The organism is Halorubrum sp. AS12, assembly GCF_051122765.1.
In the GTDB taxonomy this organism is placed as follows: Archaea; Halobacteriota; Halobacteria; order Halobacteriales; family Haloferacaceae; genus Halorubrum; species Halorubrum trapanicum.
Window position 1 is genome coordinate 654,953 of the sequence record NZ_CP185385.1, and the last position, 24,265, is coordinate 679,217.

22 protein-coding genes and 5 pseudogenes are annotated in these 24,265 nt (G+C 66.8%); 5 read left to right on the plus strand and 22 right to left on the minus strand.

Features of this window, described 5'->3' with window-relative positions:
• Positions 1–121 precede the first annotated feature (121 nt).
• The 5 genes and pseudogenes from coaBC to ACODNG_RS03365 form a co-directional block, all read right to left on the minus strand.
• Positions 122–1,292 (minus strand): annotated as a pseudogene (gene coaBC / locus ACODNG_RS03345) (bifunctional phosphopantothenoylcysteine decarboxylase/phosphopantothenate--cysteine ligase CoaBC).
• 52 nt (positions 1,293–1,344) lie between these two features.
• On the minus strand, positions 1,345–1,866 hold the full coding sequence (locus ACODNG_RS03350) for a hypothetical protein (RefSeq protein ID WP_434522428.1): 522 nt from the start codon (positions 1,864–1,866) through the stop codon (positions 1,345–1,347).
• 236 nt (positions 1,867–2,102) lie between these two features.
• Complete coding sequence (locus ACODNG_RS03355) at positions 2,103–3,260, minus strand: DUF63 family protein (RefSeq protein WP_434522429.1); 1,158 nt, start codon at positions 3,258–3,260, stop codon at positions 2,103–2,105.
• Between the two features lie 80 nt (positions 3,261–3,340).
• Positions 3,341–3,790 carry an Lrp/AsnC family transcriptional regulator gene (locus tag ACODNG_RS03360; protein ID WP_004598227.1) on the minus strand — a complete coding sequence of 150 codons (450 nt, stop codon included), beginning with the start codon at positions 3,788–3,790 and terminating at the stop codon, positions 3,341–3,343.
• Between the two features lie 52 nt (positions 3,791–3,842).
• A pseudogene (locus ACODNG_RS03365) lies at positions 3,843–4,608 on the minus strand (4-phosphopantoate--beta-alanine ligase).
• 112 nt (positions 4,609–4,720) lie between these two features.
• On the opposite strand from ACODNG_RS03365, the pseudogene ACODNG_RS03370 reads away from it, so the two are divergent.
• Positions 4,721–4,958: pseudogene (locus ACODNG_RS03370) on the plus strand (hypothetical protein).
• 62 nt (positions 4,959–5,020) lie between these two features.
• On the opposite strand, the gene ACODNG_RS03375 reads toward ACODNG_RS03370, so the two are convergent.
• From ACODNG_RS03375 to ACODNG_RS03455, 17 genes and pseudogenes are all read right to left on the minus strand, one after another.
• Positions 5,021–6,721 carry an acyl-CoA mutase large subunit family protein gene (locus ACODNG_RS03375; protein ID WP_434522430.1) on the minus strand — a complete coding sequence of 567 codons (1,701 nt, stop codon included), beginning with the start codon at positions 6,719–6,721 and terminating at the stop codon, positions 5,021–5,023.
• Between the two features lie 127 nt (positions 6,722–6,848).
• The gene (locus ACODNG_RS03380; protein ID WP_434522431.1) at positions 6,849–7,289 is read right to left on the minus strand and encodes a universal stress protein; all 441 of its coding nucleotides are present in this window, start codon (positions 7,287–7,289) and stop codon (positions 6,849–6,851) included.
• 75 nt (positions 7,290–7,364) lie between these two features.
• On the minus strand, positions 7,365–8,933 hold the full coding sequence (locus ACODNG_RS03385) for a TrkH family potassium uptake protein (protein ID WP_434522432.1): 1,569 nt from the start codon (positions 8,931–8,933) through the stop codon (positions 7,365–7,367).
• 106 nt (positions 8,934–9,039) lie between these two features.
• Positions 9,040–10,542, minus strand: coding sequence for a TrkH family potassium uptake protein (locus ACODNG_RS03390; RefSeq protein WP_434522433.1), 1,503 nt, complete (start codon positions 10,540–10,542; stop codon positions 9,040–9,042).
• 7 nt (positions 10,543–10,549) lie between these two features.
• Positions 10,550–11,893 (minus strand): annotated as a pseudogene (gene trkA, locus ACODNG_RS03395) (Trk system potassium transporter TrkA); the annotation flags it as partial.
• Positions 11,894–12,065: 172 nt separating this feature from the next.
• The gene (locus ACODNG_RS03400; protein WP_434522434.1) at positions 12,066–12,959 is read right to left on the minus strand and encodes a mechanosensitive ion channel family protein; all 894 of its coding nucleotides are present in this window, start codon (positions 12,957–12,959) and stop codon (positions 12,066–12,068) included.
• On the minus strand, positions 12,959–13,204 hold the full coding sequence (locus ACODNG_RS03405) for a YhbY family RNA-binding protein (RefSeq protein ID WP_434522435.1): 246 nt from the start codon (positions 13,202–13,204) through the stop codon (positions 12,959–12,961). Before ACODNG_RS03405 ends, ACODNG_RS03400 begins: the two co-directional genes overlap by 1 nt.
• 102 nt (positions 13,205–13,306) lie before the next feature.
• A complete protein-coding gene (locus tag ACODNG_RS03410) occupies positions 13,307–13,777 on the minus strand; it encodes an SHOCT domain-containing protein (RefSeq protein ID WP_434522436.1) in 471 nt (156 codons plus the stop codon).
• 85 nt (positions 13,778–13,862) lie between these two features.
• Complete coding sequence (locus tag ACODNG_RS03415; RefSeq protein WP_434522437.1) at positions 13,863–14,369, minus strand: DUF5797 family protein; 507 nt, start codon at positions 14,367–14,369, stop codon at positions 13,863–13,865.
• Positions 14,366–15,670 carry an Asp-tRNA(Asn)/Glu-tRNA(Gln) amidotransferase subunit GatA gene (gene gatA, locus ACODNG_RS03420; RefSeq protein ID WP_434522438.1) on the minus strand — a complete coding sequence of 435 codons (1,305 nt, stop codon included), beginning with the start codon at positions 15,668–15,670 and terminating at the stop codon, positions 14,366–14,368. The genes ACODNG_RS03415 and gatA overlap by 4 nt, the downstream gene beginning before the upstream one ends.
• Positions 15,671–15,976, minus strand: coding sequence for an Asp-tRNA(Asn)/Glu-tRNA(Gln) amidotransferase subunit GatC (gatC, locus tag ACODNG_RS03425; RefSeq protein WP_434522439.1), 306 nt, complete (start codon positions 15,974–15,976; stop codon positions 15,671–15,673). It lies immediately after the preceding gene.
• A 121-nt stretch (positions 15,977–16,097) separates the two neighbouring features.
• Positions 16,098–16,535, minus strand: coding sequence for a DUF5788 family protein (locus ACODNG_RS03430; protein WP_434522440.1), 438 nt, complete (start codon positions 16,533–16,535; stop codon positions 16,098–16,100).
• Between the two features lie 65 nt (positions 16,536–16,600).
• Positions 16,601–17,755, minus strand: a complete 1,155-nt coding sequence (locus ACODNG_RS03435; protein ID WP_434522441.1) for a pyridoxal phosphate-dependent aminotransferase — start codon at positions 17,753–17,755, stop codon at positions 16,601–16,603.
• Positions 17,756–17,782: 27 nt separating this feature from the next.
• Complete coding sequence (ribH, locus tag ACODNG_RS03440) at positions 17,783–18,187, minus strand: 6,7-dimethyl-8-ribityllumazine synthase (RefSeq protein ID WP_434522442.1); 405 nt, start codon at positions 18,185–18,187, stop codon at positions 17,783–17,785.
• A 412-nt stretch (positions 18,188–18,599) separates the two neighbouring features.
• Positions 18,600–19,313, minus strand: coding sequence for a CPBP family glutamic-type intramembrane protease (locus ACODNG_RS03445; RefSeq protein ID WP_434522443.1), 714 nt, complete (start codon positions 19,311–19,313; stop codon positions 18,600–18,602).
• Positions 19,267–19,584 (minus strand): lysostaphin resistance A-like protein, encoded by a 318-nt coding sequence (locus tag ACODNG_RS03450; protein ID WP_434523048.1) that lies wholly within the window; start codon positions 19,582–19,584, stop codon positions 19,267–19,269. Before ACODNG_RS03450 ends, ACODNG_RS03445 begins: the two co-directional genes overlap by 47 nt.
• 530 nt (positions 19,585–20,114) lie before the next feature.
• A complete protein-coding gene (locus ACODNG_RS03455) occupies positions 20,115–20,963 on the minus strand; it encodes a hypothetical protein (protein WP_434523118.1) in 849 nt (282 codons plus the stop codon).
• A 249-nt stretch (positions 20,964–21,212) separates the two neighbouring features.
• Here ACODNG_RS03455 and ACODNG_RS03460 point away from each other — a divergent pair, with 249 nt between their 5' ends.
• From ACODNG_RS03460 to ACODNG_RS03475, 4 genes and pseudogenes are all read left to right on the plus strand, one after another.
• The gene (locus ACODNG_RS03460; RefSeq protein WP_434523049.1) at positions 21,213–21,527 is read left to right on the plus strand and encodes an ArsR/SmtB family transcription factor; all 315 of its coding nucleotides are present in this window, start codon (positions 21,213–21,215) and stop codon (positions 21,525–21,527) included.
• A gap of 200 nt (positions 21,528–21,727) precedes the next feature.
• Positions 21,728–22,480 (plus strand): lysostaphin resistance A-like protein, encoded by a 753-nt coding sequence (locus tag ACODNG_RS03465; protein WP_434522444.1) that lies wholly within the window; start codon positions 21,728–21,730, stop codon positions 22,478–22,480.
• Positions 22,481–22,622: 142 nt separating this feature from the next.
• Positions 22,623–23,164 (plus strand): annotated as a pseudogene (gene msrA / locus ACODNG_RS03470) (peptide-methionine (S)-S-oxide reductase MsrA).
• A 420-nt stretch (positions 23,165–23,584) separates the two neighbouring features.
• Positions 23,585–24,265 carry a metallophosphoesterase family protein gene (locus ACODNG_RS03475; protein WP_434522445.1) on the plus strand — a complete coding sequence of 227 codons (681 nt, stop codon included), beginning with the start codon at positions 23,585–23,587 and terminating at the stop codon, positions 24,263–24,265.

Genomic DNA, 24,265 nt, shown 5'->3' on the forward strand with positions numbered 1-24,265 from the left:
TGACCGTCTCGTTACACATGAGTATCTCTACCCATGTGGTCGCTCCACCGCCTCAAAACAGTTTGTATCCGCGGGGAGCCTGCCGGGGTCGGGTGATGCGATCTTCCGTTTCCCGCGTGTCTCACGCCGACGCGTCGAGCGTCGCCGCGAGCCGGTCCGCGATCCGGCCGGCGACCGCGTCCTTCGAGCCGGAGACCTCCTCGGGATCGGTCCCGGACGCGCCGACCAACAGGACGCGCGTCTCGTCGTCGCCCATCACGCTCGCGTCGTTCGCGACGACGAACGACAGCCCGACGCGGTCGCGGATGCGCTCCGCCTCCGCGACCATCGCCGCGTCGTCGCCCGACGTCTCGGCCTTGAACCCGACGATCGGCAGGTCGGGGTACGCCTCGCGCACCGAGTCGATGAGCTTCGGCGTCGGCTCCAGCTCGACCGACAGCGGCGAGCCGGACCGGATCTTCTCGTCGACGGCGTCGGCGGTGAAATCCGAGATGGCGGCCGCGGAGATCAGCGCGTCCGCGGTCGCCGCGGTCCGCCGGCAGGCCTCCATCATCTCGTCGGCCGTCTCGACCGCGGCCACGTCGGCGTACGGGACTTCGGGACCGTCCTGAACGAGCGTCACCCGCGCGCCGCGGGCGTAGAGCGCCCGCGCGACCGCCCGGCCCGTCTTCCCCGACGCGCGGTTGGTCAGGATCCGGATCGGGTCGATCCGCTCCTTCGTCGCCCCCGCGGTGACGACGACGTGCGCCCCGGAGAGGGTCTGGGGCGTCGTCGCGCGGGCGACCTCCGTGACGATGTCCTCCTCGGCGGCTATCTTCGCTTTCCCCTCCTCGATCCGCGGGTCGGCGAAGCGGACGCCCCACGACTCCAGGCGGTCGAGCGCGTCGAGGACGCCCGGGTGATCGTACATCGGCTCGTGCGATCGCGGGCGCCATCACGACCGGCACGTCCGCGCCGAGCGCGGTCGTCGCGCAGGTCGTCACGGGCGTGTCGTCGACCGCGGCCGCCACCTTCCCGGCGGTGTTCGCGGTCGCGGGCGCGAGCAGCAGCACGTCGGCCCATCCCTCGCGGCCGCAGAGCTCGACGTGTTCGACGCTCCCGGTGATCTCGGTGACGACCGGCTCGTCGGTCGCGAAGTCGACCGCCCACGGGTGGACGATGTTCGTCGCCGCCGGGGACATGACGGCGCGGACGCTCGCGCCGTGGCGGCGCAGTTCGTGGGCGAGTTCGACGACCTTCACCGCCGCGATACTCCCCGAGACGCCGAGCGCGACGTTGACCCCGTCCAGCATTACCGAGTCCGTTCCGCCCGCGACGGCTTATAAGGTGTCGTTGTGGAGTCGATCAGGAGCCGTTCGACTGTCCGCCCTCCTGCGGCGCGGGGAAGTCGGCGGCGGATAAGAGCGCGTTCACCGGATCGGCCTCCAGCGCGTCCAGCACCGCCGCGGCCGGCCCGCTAACCAGGGCCGCTCCCGCCTGTTCGTTGGCGTTCTCCACGGCGAGTCCGTCCGCGTCGGCCGCGTACGACTCCAGGTCCTCGACCGCGGCCGAGACGATCTCGGTCTGCGCGTCGAGCAGCTCCGCCTGTGCGTCCTCCTGCGAGAGGTTCCCCTCCTGAACTCGCGTTCTGATATCCTCTTGGGCCGCCTGAATCTCCGCCTGAACGTCGAGAGCGACCGTCGCGCGGGCGTCGTCGCCGTCGGAGCCGCTCCCGGTCCCGCCGCCGTCGTCGCTCTCGTTGGTTCCGTCGTCGGTCTGTCCGGCGGCGTCGCCGTCCGATCCGGCGAGGTCGCCGCAGCCGGCGAGTCCGAGCGTCGATCCCGTGGCCGCGGCCGCCAGCACGCGTCGTCGCGGTGTGTCAGTCACGGTCGCGCTCGGCGCTCGGGCCACTTGTCGGTTCCGTATAAACCCGCGCCGGCCGAAGGCCGCACCGCAACCGCACCTCACGCCTCCCCAGCCTCGGCGAGCGGGCCGCGCGGGCGAGGCCGCGCGGCCCGCTTGCCTCCCTCGCGTTCGCGTCGCGCCACGGGGGCGCGACGCGGCGCGCCGTTCGGCTCCTACCTCGCCGTTTGAGTCGGTTTCGGCGGGTCGAATCGGGTCGCTCAGACCCCGAACGTCGCGCGGAGCATGTCGCGGGTGCCCGGACCGAGTCCGACCGCGAGGACGGTGATGAGGAGCAGCAGCGTGTACCGCGGCGACTCCTCGTACATCTCGCCGTTGAACACCCAGACGACGAACGTCGCGGCCGCGAGCTTCACGAGGAGGAACGGCCACGCGTCGCCGGTGACGGAGACTATCGACTCGGGGAACAGCCGCCCGGTCCAGTCGACGATCAGCTCGTTGACGACGTGTTTCGGCACGAGGTTCGCGGTGCCGGTCAGCGCCGGCATCCAGTTGAGTCCGATCACGTTCGCGACCCCGTCGATCGCGTGGCCCCAGATGATCACGATCCCGGCCGCGCCGGTCCCTTGCCGGATCGTCGGAATCCGCCGGGTCGCCAGTGCCCACGTGCCCGCGGTCGCGACCGTCGCGATGAGGAGCGTCGGCACGAGCACCTGCGGGTAGAAGGTGACGTAGCCGGTCGTGACGGCGAGATACGAGAGGTAGCCGACCGCGAGCGCGAGCCCCGCGGCGCCCGACGCGAACAGCGGGTGCGCGTAGTCGTCGACGACGCCGCGCCGCTCGAGTCCGTGCGCCGCGACGACGCACGCGAGCGTGAACAAAAACACCGTGAAGTAGATGAACGGGCTGATGAGCAGCGCGCTCGCCGGGAAGGCGATCAGCGGTTCGACGCCGGCATCGGTCGCGGCGACGCCCGCGTCCTCGACCGTCCGCATCGCCCCGCCGAACAGCATGAACGGGAACAGCGCGTAGAAGAAGCGGAGCTCCGTCGCGATGTCGAGCCGGCGGAGCAGGAAGACGACGCCGATCAGCATCGCCAGCAGGATCACCACGTAGCTCACCGTCGAGAAGGTGGTGTATCCCGGGGTCGCGACGACCTCGCCCGCGCTCACGGCCGACCCACACGCCGCGTCGCTGCCGAGCAGTTCCGTGGTGCCGCCGGCCTCGCGGACCGCGCACTGCGCGCCCTCGCCGTCCGCGACGACCGGTCCCCAGAAGTAGCGCCAGAGGAACCGGTCGTAGACGACGCGCGGGAAGACGACCGATCCGACCGCCAGCACCGCGACGACGCCGCCGACGACCGCCGCCCACGCGCGCTCCGGCGACGGGTCGAACCCGTCCGCGAGGCCTGTGCTCATGGTCACCGTTCGGGGAGGTCCCGAGTTGAGCGTTCCGGTCCCGAGCGAGCCGTCGCTCTACGGCGTCGCCCGGCGCTCGCTTACAGCGGCGGCCCGGGCTGCTCGTAGTCGGTGCCGAGTATCACCATCGTCTGCGAGCGCGAGAACCCCTCGGTCTCGGCGATCCGCTCGAACATCAGCTCCCGGAGCCGGTCGGTGTCGGCCGCGACGACGCGGAGGATTACGTCCCACTCGCCGGTGGTCAGGTGGATCTCGCGGACGCCGTCGATGCCGCGGAGGCGTTCGAGCGCGTCCTCCTCGCGGCCCTGCTCGACGCGCAGGCCGACGAACGCGCCGACGCCGTACCCAACCGCCTTCGGGTCGATGTCGGCGTGGTACCCGCGGATGACGCCCGCCTCTTCGAGGCGGCTGACCCGGTCGTGGACGGTCGCGCTGGACATGTCGATCCGGCGCGCGACCTCCGAGAACGGGGTCCGCGCGTCCTCCTGGAGAATTCTCAGGATCGCCCGGTCCGTCTCGTCGAGTTCCATACCGCCCGCTACGGGCGGCGTACGCTTTTGCCTTCCGGCGAGACGACTCCCCCTACTCGTCGTCCCCGTCCGCGAACGACCCCTCACGGATCGCCGCCTCGGCGTCGTCGAGCGCGGCGGCGGCGTCGAACTCGTCGACGACCCGCTCCAGTTCCGCGGGTGTCGCGCCCGCGAGGTCCCGCGCGTGAGCGGTCACGTTCGGCACCGCGCGGAGCAGGTTGTCGATTATCGGCACGTCCGCGGTGCGGGGCGACCGGCTCCCGGGGTTGAGGTCGATCACGATCTCCCGTTTTCCCCATCGCGTTGAGCGCGGCGGCGCGGTCGCCGTCCTCCAAGGGGACCACGACGACGTCGGCCGCCTCGATCCCGTCGGCGTCGACGACGCCGCGGGCGTGGTCGAGACCGGGGATCTCGCCGTCGCCGGCGAGCCCCTTCACCTCGTCGGCGCCGTGCTCGCGGAGGTGATCCGCGATCCGGCGGACGCGCTCGTCGGTGTGGTTGAACAGGTTCACCTCGATGTCCGCGTCGACCGCCTCGGCGAGTTCGACCGTCTCGCTCGGCGCGAGGGCCGCGACGTTGCCGTTCACGGATAAGACCGGGCGGTCGGCGAGCAGGAGCGTCGCGGCCGCGGCGCGCGCGGCCGCGTCGGCGCTCGGGAGTGTGCGCTCACCGAGGAGGTAGTCGAACGCCTCGCCGCGCCCCTGGGCGATCAGTCCCTGCTTCGAGGTGATCCCCTGCTCGACGCCCGCCTCGATCCGGTGGCGCGTCACGAGCGACGCGTAGCGCGGGTGGTCCTCGGGGATCTCCGTCTCCGTCATACCCGAGCGAGGCGACGCGTCGATTAAAGTGGACCGTTCGCGGCCGTCGCGTGCGGCGGAACTACCCCAGCACACAACTGTTAACATAGATCATATCGTAGCGCCACACGGGATGGACCGCACTGGCAAGTACACGATCGTCGACGCGTGCGAACGACCACGGGGCGATCACGCTCCGCGAGTACCCGCGCAACGGGACGCTGTACGTCGTCGAGTACGACGACTCCGACGTGGAAGACGAGCTGTCGTCGCTCGACGCCGGGTCGGTGGTCGAACTCGACCTCCGGCGGGCGGGCCGGCGGGGCAACGCGTGGTGCGCGGAGTCCGCTCGTTCGATCGAGACGGCGTAGCCGGCGGAACGCGCGGCCGACCCGGCGGAACGCGCAGTCGGCCCGTCCTCGTTTTCGTTCGGTCAGGCGACGCCGATCCGCTCGCGGTAGGCGCCGTACTCCGCCTCGAACACCGCCATGATCTCCCCCATCGTCGCGTACGCCTTCACGGCCGCGACGATCTCCGGCATGGCGTTCTCCCCGGCCTCGACGGCGTCGCGGAGGTCGTCGAGCGCGGCCGAGACCGCGTCGTCGTCGCGCTCGTCTTTCACCGACTCCAGTCGGTCGAGCTGTCGCTCGCGGGTGGTCTCGTCGACCTCCAGCAGGTCCGGTCGTGTGTCCTCGTCGATCTCGTAGGCGTTGACGCCGACGACCGTCTCCTCGCCCTCGTCGACGCGCTCCTGGTACTCGTAGGCGGACTCCTGGATCTCGCGGTGGAAGTACCCCTGCTCGATGCCGCGGAGGACCCCGTCGCGCACGGAGCCGTCGCCCATCTCCCTGATCTCCTCGATGTACGCCAACGCCTCTGCCTCCGTCTCGTCGGTGAGCGACTCGACGGCGAAGGAGCCGCCGAGCGGGTCGACGATGTCGGCCGCCCCCGACTCCTCGGCGATGATCTGCTGAGTCCGGAGCGCGACCCGCACCGCCTGCTCGGAGGGGAGCGCGAGCGCCTCGTCGAAGGAGTTGGTGTGGAGGCTCTGGGTGCCGCCCAGCACGCCCGCGAGCGCCTGGATCGTGACGCGCGCGACGTTGTTGAGCGGCTGCTGGGCCGTCAGCGACTGCCCGGCGGTCTGGGTGTGGAACTTCAGCCGCTTCGACGCCTCCGCTTCCGCGCCGTACCACTCCTCCATGATCCGAGCGTAGATCCGGCGCGCGGCCCGGAACTTCGCGACCTCCTCGAACAGCGAGTTGTGCGAGTTGAAGAAGAAGGAGAGCTGCGGGGCGAACTCGTCGACGTCGAGCCCGCGGTCGAGACACGCCTCGACGTAGGCGAACCCGTCGGCGAGCGTGAAGGCGAGCTCCTGGACCGCCGTCGACCCCGCCTCGCGGATGTGGTAGCCCGACACGGAGATGGGCTTGAACTTGGGCGTCTCCGCCACCGCGAACTCGATCGTGTCGGCCACCAGATCGAGGGAGGGCTCCGGCGGGATCACCCACTCCTTCTGCGCGATGAACTCCTTGAGCATGTCGTTCTGGAGGGTCCCCCGCAGCTCGTCGCGCGGGATTCCGCGCCGGTCAGCGAGCGCGACGTACATCGCGTAGATCACCGGCGCGCTCGGGTTGATCGTGAACGAGGTCGACACCTCGGTGAGGTCGATACCGTCGAACAGCACCTCCATGTCGCGTAACGTGTCGACCGCGACGCCCTCCTTGCCCACCTCCCCGAGCGACATCTTGTCGTCGGAGTCGATCCCCATCAGCGAGGGCATGTCGAACGCCGTCGAGAGTCCCGTCTGTCCCTCGTCGATCAGGTAGTGGAACCGCTCGTTGGTCTCCTCGGCGGTGCCGAACCCCGCGAACTGCCGCATCGTCCACGTGCGGCCGCGGTACATCGTCGGGTAGACGCCCCGAGTGTACGGCGCCTCGCCCGGGAACCCCAAGTCGTCCTCGTAGTCGAGGTCCGCGACGTCCTCGGGGGTATATAAGCGATCGACCTCGCGGTTCGACACCGTCGCGAACCGCTCTTTCCGCTCCCCGTGGCGGTCGAGGGTCGGGTCGAGCGTCTCCGCCTCCCACGACTCCTTCGCCTCGCGGATCTCGGAGAGCTCCTCGTCGTCGTACATGCCGCTCGTTACCCGCCGGTCGAGTATAAATATTCATTATATTCCACAAGGAAGCGGCGAGCCGGAGGGGCGGATTCCGACGCGCGGCGCGGTCCCGACGCGGTTGCGACCGTCGTCGGATCGGCGGTTACGCCGCCGAGTCGTCCTGCGGGAGCGCGATCACCGGGACGGGCGCGTTCGTCACGAGCTTGGTCGACAGGTCACCCGAGAGGAACCGGACGAGACGGTTCCCGCCGCGCGACCGGTAGGCGACGGCGCTCGCGTCGACCTCCTCGGCGGCGTCGAAGATCGCCTCGACCACGTCCCGGGCGTAGGCGGTGCGTTCGTCGGCGTCCGGGAACACCGTTCGGACCGCCGCGTACGACTCGGCCGCGAGTTCCTCGGACTGCTCGACGGGCGTTTTGTCCGGGACGCCGCCGCCCTTCTCGACGACGTGGAGCGCCGTCACCCGCGCGGGGTCGTACGGTTCGAGCGCCCGCGCCGTCGCCAGCGCGTCCTCCTCGTTCGCGACCGGGAGGAGGACGTGGCCGAGTAGATTCCGTCCGTGCGTCTCGTCGTGGCTCGTCATACGACCACCAACTCCCTCGTCCGTTATGAAGATGCGTTCCCCGGGTCGGTCCGGATCGGGTGTCGATCTCGATCGCTATCGCGTGTCGATCCCGGAGATGAACACCGCGAGCACCGGAACGATCTCCAGCCGCCCGATCCACATCAGGAAGATCATCAGCAGCTTCGAGGTGTTCGGGAAGAACAGATAGCTCCCGAACGGCCCGAGGCGTCCGAAGCCCGGTCCGATGTTTCCGATCGTCGCGAGCGAGGCGCTGATCGACTCCAGCGCGCTCAGTTGGATCCCGATCCGCGCGGCGTCGAGCGCGATGAACACCGCCGAGAGCGCGAGCAGCACCAGGTACAGCATGGTGAACGACATAATGCCGCGGATCGCGTCCTCGTTGACGACGTTTCCGCCGAGCCGGACGGGTTGAACGACGTCCGGATGCGCCGAGGTCAACAGCTCCCGACGGATCGCCTTGCCGACGATCAGCCACCGAACGATCTTGATACCGCCACCGGTCGACCCGGCGGAGCCGCCGATGAACATCGTGAACAGGAGCAGGACCTGCGCGTGGGTGTTCCACTGCGCGAAGTCGGCGGTCGCGAACCCGGTCGAGTTCAGCAGCGACCCGATCTGGAACGCCGCCTGTCGGAGCGAGTTTTCGGCGACGCCCTGTGTCGTCCCACCCAGTTCGAGCGGGGGCGCGCCACCGCGGAACAGGATCACGGCGAGCAGCGCGGTGACGACGGCGAGCGCCCCGGCGTACGCGCGGAACTCGACGTTCTCCAACAGGACATCTACCTCGCCGCGTAACACGTGCCAGAACAGCGCGAAGTTGACCCCGGCGACGACCATGAAGGGGATGACGACCCACTGGACGGCGGCCGAGAAGTACCCGATGCTGTCGGCCTGCGGTGAGAATCCTCCCGTCGGAAGGGTCGAGAAGCCGTGCGCCACCGCGTTGTACAGGTCCATGTTCGGCGCCATCCCGAGGAGGTGGAGGGCGTACAAAAGCACCGCGAGCAGGACGGTGAAGCCGAAGTAGATCAGCCAGAGCGCTCGCGCCGTCTCGGCTATCTTCGGCGTGAGCTTCTGGAGTTCTGGGCCGGGCGCCTCCGAATCCATCAGCTGTGCGCCGTTGACCGCGACCTCCGGGAGGATGGCGATCATCAGGACGATGATCCCCATCCCGCCGAGCCACTGCGTGAGCTGTCGCCACATCATCACCGCGTGAGAGTGGCGGTCCGTGCTGATCTCGCCGAGGACCGTCGCGCCCGTCGTGGTGAACCCGCTCATCGACTCGAACAGGGCGTTGACGATCGACTCCGTGAGCGCACCGAACGATCCGGTCTGGAGTCCGACCGTCGACGCCGTCCCGTACCCCGCGATCAGGTAGGGTATCGTCCCGATGACCGCCGCCGCGAGCCACGCGAGCGAGACGAAAAGCAGCGCCTCGCGCGGGCCGAGGTCCGGGTCGGGATCGACCCGCTCGACCGCGAAGCCGAGCGCCGCGACGAGCGCCATCGACACCAGAAACACCCAGATGTCTTCGCCGTACGCGAGCGCCACGATCAACGGCACCAGCAGCGTGACGGCGAGGTACTTGATCCCGACCCCGAGAAGCCCCACGCTCGCCTTCCAGTTGACGCCCCACGACATAGTTACTCGATCGATATGGGGGTCGCTCGTTCGCTGTATTAAACTGTCGAAGGGGTGACGGAGGCGGGAACGCCGAGCCGCACCCGCGGCGGTCGCTCGCGATCGCTCACGACGTCCAGAACGCCTTCGTGAACAGCACGAGGACCGGGATGATCTCGATCCGACCGATCCACATCAGGACGATCATCACGGCCCGAGTGCTCATCGGGAACGTCGCGAACGTTCCGTAGGGACCCGCGTCGCCGAACGCCGGCCCGATGTTGAGGAACGTCGTCGCCGCGGCACCGAGCGCCTCGAACTCGTCTACGCGAAGGTTTGCCCGCTCGGCGTCGACGACGATGACCACGGCGAGTAAAAAGAAGATCACGATGCTCAAGAGGAGGTACGCGTAGATGTCGCGGATCGCGCCCTCGTCGACGGACTTCCCCGATATCCGGACCGGACGGATCGCCTCCGGATGAATGGAGGTGTAGAGGTTCCGCCGGAACGACTTCAGCGCCACCAGCCACCGCAGCGACTTGATCGAGCAGGTCGTCGAGCCGACCATCCCGCCGACGAACATCCCCATGAACAGCATGTGCTTCGCCGCGGGCGCCCACTGCACGTAGTCGGTGCTGGCGTACCCCGTCGTCGTCACGATGGAGGCGACGTTGAAGACGGCGTGGCGGAGGGTCGCCTCGGCGCCGAAGGTAGTGCTGGGGTCGAGAAATAGGCCGAGGGCGACGACCGACGCGAGCGTCCCCATCGCGCCGAGATAGAAGTGGAACTCCTCGTTTCGCAGCAGGCGCATCGGCTCGCCGTTGATGGCGAAGTAGATGAGGACGAAGCTGGTCGAGCCGACCACCATGAACGGGACGACCGCCCACTGGATCAGCGGGTGGAACGCGCCGACGGAGTGCGGCTCCGGCGAGAATCCCGCGGTCGCGACCGACGTGAACGCGTGCGCGACGGCGTTGTACAGGCCCATCTGCGGGTCGACGGCGAGTCCGAGCAGGAAGAAGACGGCGACCGCGAGTCCGGTGAGTCCGAAGTAGATCCCCCAGATGAGCTGTGCCGTCTGCGAGATCTTCGGCGTGAGCTTGTTGACGTCCTGCGTCTGCGACTCCGACTCCATCAGCTGTGCCCCGCCGACCCCGATCTCGGAGAGGACCGCGGTCGCGAGGATGAGGATCCCCAGTCCGCCGAGCCACTGGATCACCTGTCGCCACATCATGACGGATTTCGAGTGGAGCGAGAAGTCTCGCAACACCGTCGCGCCCGTTGTCGTCAGCCCGCTCATCGACTCGAACATCGCGTTCACCGGGTGCGCGACCGTGCCCACGCCCGCGACGACGAACGGGATCGCGCCGACCGCGGCGACGAGGAACCAGATCAGCGCCACCGCGAGGAACGCCTCGCGGGGACCGAGGTTCTCCTCCGGGTCCCCTACCGATCGGAACGCCGCGCCGAGCGCGAGCGAGACCGCGATCGCCGCCAGAAACGGGACCGGCGACTCGCCGTAGTAGAAGGCGATCAGTAGCGGGAACGCCAGCGGGACCGGGAGCGCGGCGAGGACATCGCCGGTGAGTCCCACGCTCGCCCGCCAGCCGACTCGGATCTTGGAGGTCACGGGCGCCTCACGCCATCGAGGCGATGTCGCTCACCGAGTCGGACTCCACGAGCAGGATGACGTGGTCACCGGCCTGAAGCACGGTGTCACCGCGCGGAGTGACCAGCTTATGATTGCGGGTGATCGCGCCGATGACGAACCGCACGTCGCTCTCGGCGACGATATCCGAGATCGGACGCCCGGTGAGCCCGCACCCCTCGGTGAGTTCGAGCTCGAGGACCTCGGCCTGATCGTTCTCCAGGACGGCGATGTTCTCCGCGACGCTCTCGTAGGTGAACCGCGTGATCTCCTCGGCGGTCACGGTGCGGGGATTGATCGCGATGTCGATCCCAATCTCCTCGAACACGGTGACGTAATCGGGGCTGTCGACGACGGCGATCACGCGGTCGACGCCGAGCCGCTTTGCGAGCACGGAGATGAGGAGGTTCTTCTCGTCCGAGCGGAGCGCGGTGACGACGATGTCCGCCTCGTCGACGTGTTCGCGGGAGAGGAACTCCGTGTCGGTCGCGTCGTGTTCCATCACGACGGTGTTCGGGAGGTTCTCCGCGAGCCAGCGCGCGCGGTCAGCGTCCCGCTCTATCAGCCGCGGCTTGAAGTCGCGCTCCTCGAGCAGCCGGGCGGTCTGGTAGCCGATCTCGCTCCCCCCGACGACGACGATCTCGTCGGCGCGGTCCGGCGTCGTCTCCGGCGCCACGTCGGTCGCGAACGACTGGACGCTCTCGGGGCTCCCGATCACCACCGCGCGGTCGCCGACGGTGATGTCGGTGTCCCCGCGCGGGATGATCATCTCGCCGTCGCGGAACAGACCGACGAACGTGAGCGACTCGAATCGGTCGGCCTCCGAGATCGTCTGCCCGGCGACGGGGCTGTCCGCCGCGATCTCGAACTCCGCCATCTGGACGAGACCGCCGGCGAACGGGTCGACGTCGATCGCCGCCGGCAGGCCGATGACGCGGACGATGTTCTCCGCGGTCAGGAGATCCGTACACACCATGAAGTCGACGCCGAACGCGCCCTCGTTCCCCTCCCACGTCCGGAGGAAGTCAGTGCTTTTCACGCGGGCGATGGTGAAGCCGTCGCCGAGCGTCTTCGCGGTGCCGCAGGCGACGAGGTTCGTCTGGTCGTTGTCGGTACACGCGATGACCATGTCCGCGCGGCCGACGTCCGCGGCCGTCTGGATCTCCGAGGTCGTCCCGTCGCCGGCGATGGTGAGAACGTCGAGTTCGTACTTGAGCTGTTCCGCCCGGTCCGGGTCGACGTCGACGACGACGACCTCGTGGTCCGACGCGAGACTCGCGGCGATGCTCGTCCCGACCTCGCCGGCCCCGATGACGACCACGTCGCATGGGCCAACCGACCACGCGAACCCACAAGTGGGTTACTATCGATCCTGCCGGGCGCGGCCACCCGTGTCCGGCGTCCCGCCGAGGGTCAGGCGTCCCCGCCGAAGATCAGGCGTCCTCGCCGAGGATCGTCTCCGCCGAGGATCAGGCGTCCTCGCCGAGGATCGTCTCCGCCGAGGATCAGGCGTCCCCGCCGAACGACGAGGGGTCCGTCCACTCGTTGCGCCCCGAGACGGTGCGCTGCGGGAACGGGATCGAGATCCCCTCCTCGTCGAACCGCTCCTTGACGGCCTTCACGTAGTCGGCGCGCGCCTTCACGAAGTCCGCCCGCGAGGGGTCGTCGATCCAGATCCGCGCCTGAAGCCCGACGTACGAGTCGGCGAGTTCGGTTAGCCGGACCGACGGCGCGGGGTCTTCGAGGATGGCCTCGCTCTTCTCGGCCTCCTCGACGATGATGTCGGTCGCCTTCTCGACGTCGTCCTCGTAGTCGATCCCGAAGACGAACTTCAGCCGGAGCGTCTTCTTCGCGACCGGGTTCTTCACCACGTCGCTGGTCAGGGTGTGGTTCGGCACCGTGAGCAGCTCGTTGTCGAACGTGCGGACGCGGGTGACCCGGAAGGAGATGTCCTCCACGACTCCCGAGTTCCCCTGCCATTCGATCCAGTCGCCGATGCGGAACGGCTTGTCCGTGTAGATGAAGACGCCCGCGACGAAGTTCTTGATCACGTCCTGGAGCGCGAAGCCGATCGCGAGCGTCGCCGCGGCCGCAATCGTCGCCAGCGAGCGCAGGAACCCCTGATAGCCCGCCGCCCCGAACCCGACCGTGACCCCCGCGAACAGCACGACGAACGCGACGATCTTCTGGAGCGGGCGCCGGGCGTGCTCGTCGAGGCCCTGCCTGTCGAAGACCCGCCGGGCGAGCGGAGCGATCACCGCCTTGTAGAGGACGTACGCCGCGACGACGACGACGAGGAAGATCGCGGCGTCGACGACGATCCCGGTCAACGGGCCGAGGTACGGTCGGAGCGTGCCCCCGATCACGGCGGGTCCGAGCACTCCCGCGGGAGCGCCCATCAGTGAAGCACCGCCGTGTTCCCGCGCGTCTCGATCAGGTCGGCGTCGACCGCCTCGGCAAGTTCCTCGGCGAGCTCGTCGGTCGAGGTCCCGCCGCGGGCCGCCCGGAGGAACTTCACCTTCACGAGCTTGGCGTCGTCGAGCTGGTCGGCAGTTTCGTCGACGACGGCGTCGACACCCTTCTTCCCGACCCAGACGGTGACGTCGAGGTCGTGCGCCTCCTTCCGGAGTTCGTGGTCGCTCATACGCGGTCGAGTCGGCCGCGCGCATTGAAGCTTGAGGTTCGGCTCCGCCAGCCGTGTCGGTGCGGGTGCGGCCGCGGCGACGGAACGAACCGGGGGGTCACCTCACCGCTCGCGTTCGGATTCGCGGTCCCGTTCCGTTTCGCGAGTACCACCGGCCGATCTGTTGGTCTCGACCCACTCGGCGGCGTCCTCCGGCGTCTCGGTCTCCAGGAGCCGATCGAGCTTCCGCTCGAACTGCTCGTCCGTGAGGTCGCCGCTGGCGTACCGGGCCCGCAGCCGTTCGAGCGCGTCGGCGGTGTCGCCCGTCGTCGCGTCGTCCCGTTCCGCCGCCTCTCCTCGTTCGACGCGGACCGATCCGGACTCCGACTCGACGTACACCGACTCGGACTCCTCCTCCTCGTCGAACAGCATCGAGACGATCGGGACGATCACGATGTACCCGAACAGCATGAACGGGAGCCACCACTCGGCCCCGAGGAGCAACGCCGCCATCCACGTGCCCGTCACCGTCATGGCGGCGATGCCGCTCGCGTTGCGGCCGAACCGCTCGCGGAGGGTCTCGTCGTCGGCCATCACGGACACGATTTCCGTCCCGGTACAAAGTCGTATCGGCGGTGGAGCGCCCGCGACCCCGCTGGGCGTCGAGCGCGACCGACTCCTACGTCTCGATTTCGACCGTGATCTCGTCGCGCTCGACCGCGAGCCGGAACGTCGGCACGGTCCGGTAGACGACCTCGACGACGTTCTTCCGTTCGAGACTGCGGAGCGCCCGCCGCACCGCGTCGACCTCCGGGTCGATCTCGTACGCCTCCCGGAGCGCGTTGAGCACGCTGACGACCGACTGCGAGCGCTCGTCCGGCCCGGCGAGTACGTCGACCACCTGCGACTCCAGCGTCGGAACGCGGATCGTCTCTGGGACGCCGCCGCGCGCGACCGCGTCGGGTTCGATCCCCGGCTCGACGTCGACGAGGTCGTTCGCCTCCGCCGTCGCGCGGATCAGGCTGTCGTCGTCGCGATAGTAGTACTCCTTCAGGTGGTCCTCGAGGTAGCCGTGGACCTCGCTGCCACTCTCCATCTCCCAGGCGTCCTGAAGCTCGCCGTTCTTCGTCGGCTGGAGGCGGACCACGTCCGCGAGCCGACCCCGTTCCTCGTCGCTCAGGCTCATCGGTCCTCGACCGCGCTCGCGGCGCGGACGATCGTCTCCTCGCCGAACTTCGGCCCGACGAGCTGGAGTCCGACCGGAAGCCCGTCGGTCTCCCCCGCCGGCACCGAGATAGCGGGGAGGTTCGCGAGGTTCACCGGCGTCGTGTTCGCGTCCGCGAGGTACATCCGCAGCGGGTCGTCGAGGCTCTCGCCGAGCTCGAAGGGGAGGACCGGCATCGTCGGCGAGGCGATCACGTCGACGTCGTCGAACGCGTCCTCGAAGTCCCGGCGAACCCACGCGCGGGCGTCCTGCGCCTTCTCGTAGTACTTGTCGTGGTAGCCGGCCGAGAGCGCGTACGTCCCGAGCAGGATCCGGCGTTTGACCTCCGCACCGAACCCCTCCTCGCGCGTCTCCGCGAACGACTCGTTCCAGTTGCCGTCGGCGTCGCTCCGGTGGCCGTACCGCACCCCGTCGAAGCGCGCGAGGTTCGAGGAGGCCTCGGCCATCGCGATGACGTAGTACGCCTGGACCGCGTGTTCGACGGAGGGGAGCGATATCTCCTTCGTCTCCGCGCCCTTCGCCTCGAGGTCCGCGATCGCGGCCTCGACCGTCTCGACGACGCGCTCGTCGGCGCCATCGAACAGCTCCGTGGGAATCCCGACCGTCAGCCCCTCCACGTCGCCGTCGGCGGCCGCGGCGTAGCTCGCGTCCGGGTCCGCGCCCTCGACCTCGGCCAGGTCGCGCGTCGTCCCGTCGTTGGGATCGTCGCCGGCGATGGCGTCGAGCGCGGCGGCCGCCTCCTCGACGGTGCCCGCGATCGGCCCGATCTGTTCGAGGGAGTTCGCGTACGCGATCAGGCCGTACCGGGAGACCAGCCCGTAGGTGGGCTTGATCCCGACGACGCCGCAGAACGCGGCCGGGCAGCGCACCGAGCCGCCCGTGTCGGAGCCGAGCGCCACGTCGGCCTCTCCCGCCGCGACCGCGGCCGCCGAGCCGCCGGAGGAGCCGCCCGGGACGCGGTCGGTGTCGACCGGGTTCCGGGTCGGGCCGAACGCCGAGGTCTCGGTGGTCGTCCCCATTCCGAACTCGTCCATGTTCGTCTTGCCGACGACCGTCGCGCCCGCGTCGGTCAGCCGGTCGACCACGGTCGCGGAGTAGGGCGGGACGTAGTCGGCCAGCATCTCGGAGCCGCAGGTGGTCCGGATCCCGGCCGTCGAGATGTTGTCCTTGACCGCGACGGTCGCGTCCGCGAGCGGGCCGTCGGCGTCCGCGTCCCCCTCGATCGTCTCCTCGGTGATGAAGGCGTTGAGGTCGGCCGCCATCTACGACACCTTCGGCCCGACGAAGAAGCCGTCTTCCGTCTCCTCGGCGTTCGCGAGCGCCTCCTCTTGGCTGAGTCCCTCCTCGATCTCGTCGGGGCGCATCACGTTGACCAGCTCCTCCTCCCGGTCGGTCTCGGGGACCTCGTCGAGCGCCTCGAAGTACTCCAGGATGTCGCCGAACTGCGCCGCGAACTCGTCGACCTCGTCGTCGGCGAGTCGCACCCGCGCCAACTCGGCGACGTGTCTGACCTCCTCGGCGTCGACGGCGGTCGCCTCACCGTCGTCCGACGCTGCGGTGTCGCTCATACCCGAACGTACCACGCGGGCGGCGAGTAAGGGTTTCGGAAGGGGGCCGGCGACGGGGCGGCGACGGACCGACCGCGCCGCGGGCGGGGGAACCGTTCGCGGCGGCCGCGCCCGAGAACGGTCACCGCACCTGGTCAACGAACGCGAGCCAGCGCTCGTGGCCCGCCAGCGTGTCGGCGTGGTGTTCGTCCGCGAAGCCGGGGCGGCGGATCCCCTCCAAGGCGTTGAGCGCGCGGTCGATTCCGACCACCTCGTCGGCGAGCGCCTCGGCTGTCTCCCGGTCGAGAGCGTCGGTTTCCAGCCGATCGACCCGGCGCTCTCGCTCGGTCCGGAGGGACTCCCGCGCCGCCGTCACCTTCCGGTCGAGCGCGGGCGGGACGGTGTCGACCTTCCGGGTCTCGACGATGAACGCGGAGAGGTCGACGGCGCTCCCGTGGACATCGATCTCGTCGGGAACGCTCGCGCCGACCGTCGCGCTCGGACTGTTCACGCGGTCGAGGAGGGCCTCGCGCTCCGCGTCGGTGATGGAGGTCGCGGAGGTCGCGTCGGAATCGCTCATGTATTCGGAAGACAGCGCGGCGTCAAAAAACCGTCACCGATCCGGTCGAGTCGCGCCGGGTCGGCTTACAGCAGGTCGTTCGCGACGAGTCGGTCGACCGCCTCGCGCAGGCGCTCCTCGCTCGCGGCGTAGGAGATCCGGGCGAAGCCGTCGGCGTTGAACGCGCTGCCGGGGACGCAGGCGACCGACGCCTCCTCGATGGCGCGCTCGCACCACGCCTGGTCGTCGTCGTCGACCGGGATCATCATGTAGAACGCACCGTCGCCGACGTCGACGTCGACGCCGTGTTCGTCGAACAGGTCCACGAGGAGGTCGCGGCGGTCCGCGAAGGCGTCGCACATCTCCTCGACCGCGTCCTCGGTGTTCTCCAGCGCCTCGATCCCGGCGCGCTGGACGAAGTTCGTCGCGCAGGAGACGGAGTGTGAGTGGAGCTTGCCCGCCTCGCCGACGAACTCGTCGGTGGCGTGGAGGTAGCCGAGCCGCCAGCCGGTCATCGAGTACGCCTTCGAGAAGCCGTTGACGGTGACGGTGCGGTCGGCCATCCCGTCGAGGCTCGCGAGCGACGCCGGCTCGACCCCGTACGTGATGCGCTCGTAGATCTCGTCGGAGATCACGGCGACGTCGTGTTCCACGGCGAGGTCGCGGACACCCTCCAGCGCGGCCTCCGAGAAGACCGCGCCCGTCGGGTTCGACGGAGAGTTGACGACGAGCAGCTCGGTGTCGTCGGAGACCGTCTCCGCGAGGTCGGCGAGCGCAGGCTCAAGCTGGAAGCCGTGCGGCGCGAGGTCGACGCGCGAGAGGTCGCCGCCCGCGAGCTTCGCCATCGCCTCGTAGGAGACCCACGCCGGGTCGAGGAGGACGACCTCGTCGCCCTCGTCGATCAGTGTCTGGAACGTCTCGTACAGTGCCTGCTTGCCGCCGGGGGTGACGATCACCTCGTCGGCGTCGGCGTCGACCCCGTTCCCGCGGAGCTTCTCCGCGATCGCCTCCTTGAGGCGGGGGACGCCGTTCGAGGAGGTGTACCCGGTGTGGCCGGCGTCGAGGGCGTCCTTGCCGGCCTCGACGACGTTCGCCGGGGTGTCGAAGTCCGGCTCGCCGACCGAGAGGTCGACGATGTCCGCGCCCTCGGCCTCCTTTTCCGCCGCGAGGTTCGATATCGCCAGCGTCGCGCTGGGCTCTACGCGTCCGATCCGCTCCGAGAAGTCGTATGCGTCGCTCATGTGTCGTGTGTGGTCGTCTCGTCTCGGTCAGTCGAGTGCTTCCGCGAGGTCGATGGCGGCCTCGGCCGCGTCCGCGCCCTTGTCGATCCGCTCGCGCGCCTCCGCGCCGGACATCCCCGGACCGCTCACGCCGAAGGTGACCGGCGTGTCCCGGTCGAGGCTCACCTGCGTGAGCTTCTCGGCGGTCGCGTTCGCGATGACGCGGTCGTGGTCGGTGTCGCCGGTGACGATGGCGCCGACGACCGCGACGGCGTCGACGTCGTCCCGGCGCGCCAGCCGGTCGGCGGCCAGCGGGCTGTCGTACGCGCCCGGCACGGTCAGTTCGTCGACGACGACGGCGTCGCGGTCGGCGGCCGCCTCCCGGGCGGCCTCGGCCATCGGCTCCGTGACGGAGTCGTTGAACCGCGCCACCACCAGTCCCAGCGAGACCATATCGGAACTGGCAGGGGAGACGGCAAAGGTCTACCGTTCGACCGCAGGGTTGCCGGGCGGACGCGCTCGGGGACGGGTCACGGACGGGCGGACGATTGCTTATAAATGGGTCTGCGGTGGCGCGTGCCTCCGAGTGGCCGCCGAAGGCGGCCGCGAGGAGCACGCGCGAGGGACGCCGCGAGCGACGCGGGCGACCGGAATGGAGCCTGCGCTGTTGGATCCGCAGACAGCGCGGGGATCGTGGGTGAATACACGGTCATCGGACTCCAGTGGTGAAGGATCCCCACACGCGGACTTCGAACGATGAGGTGGTTTCGGAGAGCGAAAGACGGTTTCGACCAGCCATCTGTCACTGACTCCTCCTCAAACGTAGATGCTGGTCCGCCAATCCGGCCGCAGTCATCGGATTCACTTAGAGATACTGAGCGAGATACCGTGGAATAATAATAAACGCGTAGATGTCGGTGATCGCGTGTGCAAGGATACACGCGAAGACGTTTCGCCGCCAGACATAGAGTAGGGTCAATAAGACCGCGTTGACACTGATCTGTAGTGTTCCACCCAATCCCCAGTACGGGATGTGAAAGATGATGAAAAAGAGAATGGCGACTCCTGCGGCGACGGCAGTGCTTCCAGTTCGTTCTGCGATTCGTTCGATGGGGAATCCCCGATAGAGAAGTTCTTCGGTGAGTGCTGCGGTGAGTGCGAGAGCAAGCACGAATGATAACGGGTATACAGCCAGTTGTTCGATTCCGCCGACTGTCGTTTCGAAGCCGAAGGACTGCAATAGTGGGGTCGTAAACGGGTAACTCACCGCACCAAATAGGAACACAAGGACTGCGGCGCCGATATCTACCCACTCGGGTCGAGATAAACCGATTGACGAAAGGGAACGCTGTTCGACCCAGACGACGACAGCGATGATGACGGCAGCGAACGCCCATTTGATGAGGATATCTCTGATTGTGAGCGCAAGCAGGCTGTCGTCTCCTAACCAGAGTCCAGCGGCGAGTTCGACCAGTGGGATTCCGGCAAGAGCAACGAAGATAGCGCCGGTTGAAATTGTGGGGGTGCGGATTTCAACCATATATTTGGCCCAGTACAGCGAGACACCAGACGAGGACATGCGAGGCGATCACCGGGAATAAACTCCGGCGTCGGAGGTATACGAGGGTAAATACCGCCGACACGGTTGCAATCTGAACGAGATTCCCGGCTGGCCAGACGACCGCATGGACAAGTGTAAATATACCCCAAGAAATTCCCCCGGCAATAGCGGGATGGGGTGAATACTTAATCAGTTGTTCAATTGCATATCCCCGATAAAGAACCTCTTCAACGACTCCAGTGGTCACTGCACGTCCGAATGCGAGGCCGACCCCGACACCGGTAGTCATCGTACTCGCTCCGGTCGAGACTGGGAGTCCGAGCGCTGTAATGAGCGGATCAGTCCCTACAAACACGAGTAATGCCGCGGCTGTGGTCCCGATTATGTACACGAAATCGATTCCCGTCGGTCGCCGGAATCCGAGGGCAGTTAATGAACACCCTTCAAGCGCGATAGCGATGCCAATGACGATCACAGCAACCACCCATCGGAAAGCAATTTCGCTGGTGGGGGAAAGAGAGAAACCAATCGTCCGCTCCAGCAGGGCAAACAGGGGGAGAGCGCATAGTGCGAATTGCGAGATTCCCGACTGTCGGTCGGGGGATCTCCGTTATCCAACTGTCGAACCGCCTTTCTTCTTGATGCATTATCTATCGTTGGTGAGTGGGCTGTTGCGAGAACGACCAGCAATCGATTTGGGAGGGCATTACAGTCAGTCAATCGGAGTCGACGTTTTTTATTCTATAGAATGTTCAAGCCAAGTTTTGAACGGCAGAAACCCACGAACCAGTCGATTATCTTCACATCAGTGAAGGCACGCTAACGGATGGTGGATCGGATGTATATTTGCGTACCGACGCAGTACCACACGACAGCGGTTAACCACTGAAATTGAGTTGTGAGGACGGAGAACGCGGGAAGCGACGAGATCTCGTGCTGACTGGCGAAAGCAAGCGCCTCTGCCACCACATATGGCGCTGAAATTGTTGCTGTGAAACTCACAAGGAGAAGACAGACCCGTCGCCAATGTGTAGTCGTAATCTGCCAACTAGCTCTGAGTGCTGTTAGTGGTCCTTCTCCCCCGACGACACAAACGTCGGGAGCGATCCAGAATTTGTAGAACACCGGTGCGAGAATTGATCCGAACAGGAAAGTCGGCGTGATCCCGTCGAATATCGCAGGGCTAAGGAGACCGAAATCGAACACGAGGATTGAGACAAAGACGATCGAGACGCCGAGAGTTAGTCCTAAGATCAAGAACAGTCCAGCGACTGTAAGAGTAAGTGGAACAAGCCGTTGCGTCGTATATACTAGGATTTGCCGGAGATCCGTCTTTCGGTCAGTGGCTTCAGTAGCGACGATCGCACCGAAGAGTCCGCGGAGTAAGATGACGAGGAGAAGCACTGAGACAGTGTAGTGAATGATCGTGGTGATCTGAGCACCTAGCTGCGTCAGCGGCGTTACCAGCGTGATAATCGATTGGGATCCCGTATATACAAATGCCAGTCCCGAAATCAGAGCGAGGAGCCACGGACACCGGCGAAACAATCTGAGGCTCCACCGGACATCGCCGGCAGTCGACCGCCGGGCGAGCGTGGGATCGATATCCCGGCATCGAATACACCCACAGCCGTCAACTGCGTCTCTCCTCTTGATCGCCACGCCCATCGTGAGAACGTAAAGAACAGACTAAGTATTTATTCTATTGAAACACCACGTCAACGGAGAGCAATCGGGACTGTTCAAAACTGGTTTTCACTTACCCGAATTAATATCTACTTTCACTTACAAACGGCATCTGTATCGAAGCGATGTCGAGTTTCTTCCCCACAGAAGCGGAGATATCGGCCGATCGCTCTGACGAGGCCGAGTTATTATCGCATCGATGACGACCGAACGACTGAGATCCTAGACAGCCTGTCTTCGGACACGAGTCGAGCGGTTTTCCGCCACGTTACCGAAGAGCCGCAGACGGCGACGGATCTCGCTCAGAAACTCGACACCTCTGTTCAGGGAGTCACATACCATCTCGACAATCTCTGCGATGCTGGTCTGATTGACGTATTGGATACGTGTTACTCCGAAAAGGGCAGAGAAATGGACGTGTACGGTCCAGCAGAGCAGCCGTATCTTGTCTTTTTAGGAATGTCGTCCGATGAGCCGGGACTACAGGCTGCGATTCAAGCGTTTCGCACACTCCATCGGTCCTGTCGGGATATTCTTTGCAATTAGCGGTGCGGTTTCCAAATTATTCGGTGGTGAGGACGGATGACGACGGTGAACGCCTCTGAAAGACGAGGGAGGTGCGTAGGGTTCCGTGTCCTCGTACCCGTGGGTACCCCCGCCGCGTTCTCGAGTACACAGTTCGCATCGGGGAGAACTGACCAACACTGGATCAGATCGACTGTCTTCAGGAACGGGAGTGTCCAGACGTGAGCGACCCCTCGAACCGACTGTCTGTGATCCCGAGTAGGCCGGCGGTGATGACCGTGATGTCGACGTTGGGATTGGCGCTCGGAGGTGGGATCGCAGCAATCTTCGGCGCCATCGGACTCCAAGCGGTCGGGGGTGTCATGAACGTCGTCGACTCGGACGCGTTCACCGTCGCCGGCGTCGGTACCCAGATCGGGTTCGCCGCTGTCGCCGTTTGCTACTTGAGCATCGTTGATGAGTGGCCACGGTACCTGAAAGTCCGGTGGCCAACGCTCGAAGACGTCGGCTGGATCGCGGTCCTTCCGGTGTTGTTCGTCGTTGTAGGGCGCGGTCTGAACGTCGTCCTGTCGGTAGTCGGGGTTGCCACTCCCTCGACATCACACGGTGCCCAGGGAACGGCAGCGGTACTCGCAACGCGACCAGTTCTCTGGGCGGTGGCGATACCAGTGTTGTATCTGTTCGCGGCACCGGCCGAAGAACTGCTGTATCGGGGTATCGTACAGGGACGTCTCCGGCCACACTTTGGGACGACAGGCGTAGTGATCGCCAGCGGTGCCGCCTTCGGGTTGGTACACGCTGTGATGGGTCTTGTCTCCCCGTCAGACTACTTCATCCACTGGATCGCGTCAACCGTCATCGGCGGAACCATTTGGGCGTTCGTCTACGAGCGAACGGAGAACCTCGCTGTAACCGCGATCAACCACGCGATGGGATGGACGATTTCGTTCTCGACGGTACTCCCATTCTCATGACACTACACACACACGTGTGTTAGTTACCCACGAGTAAAGTCGTGGGCTTCCGCCCTCGGAATCAGTGTGAGTAACCGACGACGTCTACATTCGTGTTTCCGGCCACGCGTCATTAATACGTCTGCGACGCCAACGTCCTTCCATGACGGACACCGAGACCGCGACGGTCGGCGGCGGCTGCTTCTGGTGCGTCGAGGCGGCGTTCAAGGAACTCGACGGCGTTGAGAGCGTCACCTCCGGCTACGCCGGCGGCCACGACGAGGACCCCACCTACCGCAAGGTGTGTTCCGGCAACACCGGCCACGCCGAGGTCGTACAGGTCGAGTACGACACCGACGCGCTCTCCTACGAGGACATCCTCGAAGTGTTCTTCACCGTTCACGACCCGACCCAGCTGAATCGGCAGGGACCGGACGTGGGCAGCCAGTACCGGTCGATCGTGCTCTACCACGACGACGAGCAGCGCGACGTGGTCGAGCGGTACGTCGAGGCGCTCGACGAGGAGGGCGGCTACGACGACGAGGTCGTCACCGAGATCGAGCCGCTGGAGACGTTCCACCGCGCCGAGGAGAAACACCAGGACTACTTCGAGAAGAACCCGGCCGACGCCTACTCGCACGATCGCACGCGCAGCCGAAGGTGGAGAAGGTCCGCGAGCGATTCAACGAGAAGGCGAAGGCGTAAGGAGCGGGACGGAATCTCGACGAGGTTCCAGTCGCTCTCTTATAAACCATCGTTCGCGGATTGGCAGGGAACACCGCCGAAGCCCCAGTCGGGAGGCGGGCGCACGCTCGCTGCGCGCTTCGGTCGTTCGCTTCGCTCACTCCCTCCAGTGCTTACGTCGCCTGCGCCCGCCTCCCGACTGCCCCTTCGAGTCCCGCCCCGCACGGCACCGCAACCGCGCCTCACGCCTCCCCAGCCTCGTCGCTCACTTCGTTCGCGACTCCCTCGCGCGTGCTCCTCGCGGCCGCCTTCGGCGGCCACTCGGAGGCACGCGCCACCGCAGACCCATATTTAAACCCACTCTCGAAACACCACGACCCCGTCGTCCTACGAACCCTTCCGCCGCAACCTATTCCCTCCCGCCGATCGAATCACGTCTCGATGAAGATCGGCCTCATCTCGGACGTCCACGCGAACCTCCCCGCGCTGGAGACCGTACTCGACGACATGCCCGCCGTCGACCGGATCTACTGCGCGGGCGACGTAGTGGGCTACAACCCGTGGCCGGCCGAGTGCGTCGAACGCGTGCGCGAGGTCGCGGCCGCGACGGTCCGGGGGAACCACGACCGCACCGTGGAGACGCCGGAGCGCTACGCCGCCAACCGGATGGCCGAGGCGGGGCTGGAACACGCGAAGGCATCCCTCTCTGACGAGCAGCGCGACTGGATCGGCGACCTCCCGCGGACCGAGACGTTCGCGGGCGACCGGTACCTGCTCGTCCACTCGCATCCCGCGGCCGAGCGCGAGGACGCCTACGTCTACCCGGAGGAGTTCCCGAACCTCGACCGCCACATGGGCGAGTACGACGGCGTCGTCCTCGGTCACACCCACGTTCAGGGGTGCCGCGCGGTGGCCGGCGGGTTCGTCTCCAACCCGGGCAGCGTCGGCCAGCCGCGCGACGGCGACCCGCGGGCCGGCTACGCGATCCTCGACACGACGGCCGACGGGACCGACGCGGTCGAGACCCGCCGCGTGGAGTACGACGTCGACCGCGTCGCGGACGCGGTCCGCGACGCCGACCTGCCCGAGACGACCGTGGAGAGACTCTACGAGGGCAAGTAG

Excerpts from the sequence above, each read along its gene's own strand:
- ACODNG_RS03405 (WP_434522435.1), bottom strand. The coding sequence starts at position 13,204 with ATGAGCGACCACGAACTCCGGAAGGAGGCGCACGACCTCGACGTCACC.
- ACODNG_RS03455 (WP_434523118.1), bottom strand. The coding sequence starts at position 20,963 with ATGGGCGTGGCGATCAAGAGGAGAGACGCAGTTGACGGCTGTGGGTGT.
- ACODNG_RS03410 (WP_434522436.1), bottom strand. The coding sequence starts at position 13,777 with ATGGCCGACGACGAGACCCTCCGCGAGCGGTTCGGCCGCAACGCGAGC.
- ACODNG_RS03385 (WP_434522432.1), bottom strand. The coding sequence starts at position 8,933 with ATGTCGTGGGGCGTCAACTGGAAGGCGAGCGTGGGGCTTCTCGGGGTC.
- ACODNG_RS03415 (WP_434522437.1), bottom strand. The coding sequence starts at position 14,369 with ATGAGCCTGAGCGACGAGGAACGGGGTCGGCTCGCGGACGTGGTCCGC.
- ACODNG_RS03435 (WP_434522441.1), bottom strand. The coding sequence starts at position 17,755 with ATGAGCGACGCATACGACTTCTCGGAGCGGATCGGACGCGTAGAGCCC.
- gatC (WP_434522439.1), bottom strand. The coding sequence starts at position 15,976 with ATGAGCGACACCGCAGCGTCGGACGACGGTGAGGCGACCGCCGTCGAC.
- ribH (WP_434522442.1), bottom strand. The coding sequence starts at position 18,187 with ATGGTCTCGCTGGGACTGGTGGTGGCGCGGTTCAACGACTCCGTCACG.
- gatA (WP_434522438.1), bottom strand. The coding sequence starts at position 15,670 with ATGGCGGCCGACCTCAACGCCTTCATCACCGAGGAGACGATCGAGGGG.
- ACODNG_RS03400 (WP_434522434.1), bottom strand. The coding sequence starts at position 12,959 with ATGGGCGCTCCCGCGGGAGTGCTCGGACCCGCCGTGATCGGGGGCACG.
- ACODNG_RS03360 (WP_004598227.1), bottom strand. The coding sequence starts at position 3,790 with ATGGAACTCGACGAGACGGACCGGGCGATCCTGAGAATTCTCCAGGAG.
- ACODNG_RS03475 (WP_434522445.1), top strand. The coding sequence starts at position 23,585 with ATGAAGATCGGCCTCATCTCGGACGTCCACGCGAACCTCCCCGCGCTG.
- ACODNG_RS03355 (WP_434522429.1), bottom strand. The coding sequence starts at position 3,260 with ATGAGCACAGGCCTCGCGGACGGGTTCGACCCGTCGCCGGAGCGCGCG.
- ACODNG_RS03375 (WP_434522430.1), bottom strand. The coding sequence starts at position 6,721 with ATGTACGACGACGAGGAGCTCTCCGAGATCCGCGAGGCGAAGGAGTCG.
- ACODNG_RS03445 (WP_434522443.1), bottom strand. The coding sequence starts at position 19,313 with ATGTCCTCGTCTGGTGTCTCGCTGTACTGGGCCAAATATATGGTTGAA.
- ACODNG_RS03380 (WP_434522431.1), bottom strand. The coding sequence starts at position 7,289 with ATGACGAGCCACGACGAGACGCACGGACGGAATCTACTCGGCCACGTC.
- ACODNG_RS03430 (WP_434522440.1), bottom strand. The coding sequence starts at position 16,535 with ATGAGCGATTCCGACGCGACCTCCGCGACCTCCATCACCGACGCGGAG.
- ACODNG_RS03450 (WP_434523048.1), bottom strand. The coding sequence starts at position 19,584 with ATGACTACCGGTGTCGGGGTCGGCCTCGCATTCGGACGTGCAGTGACC.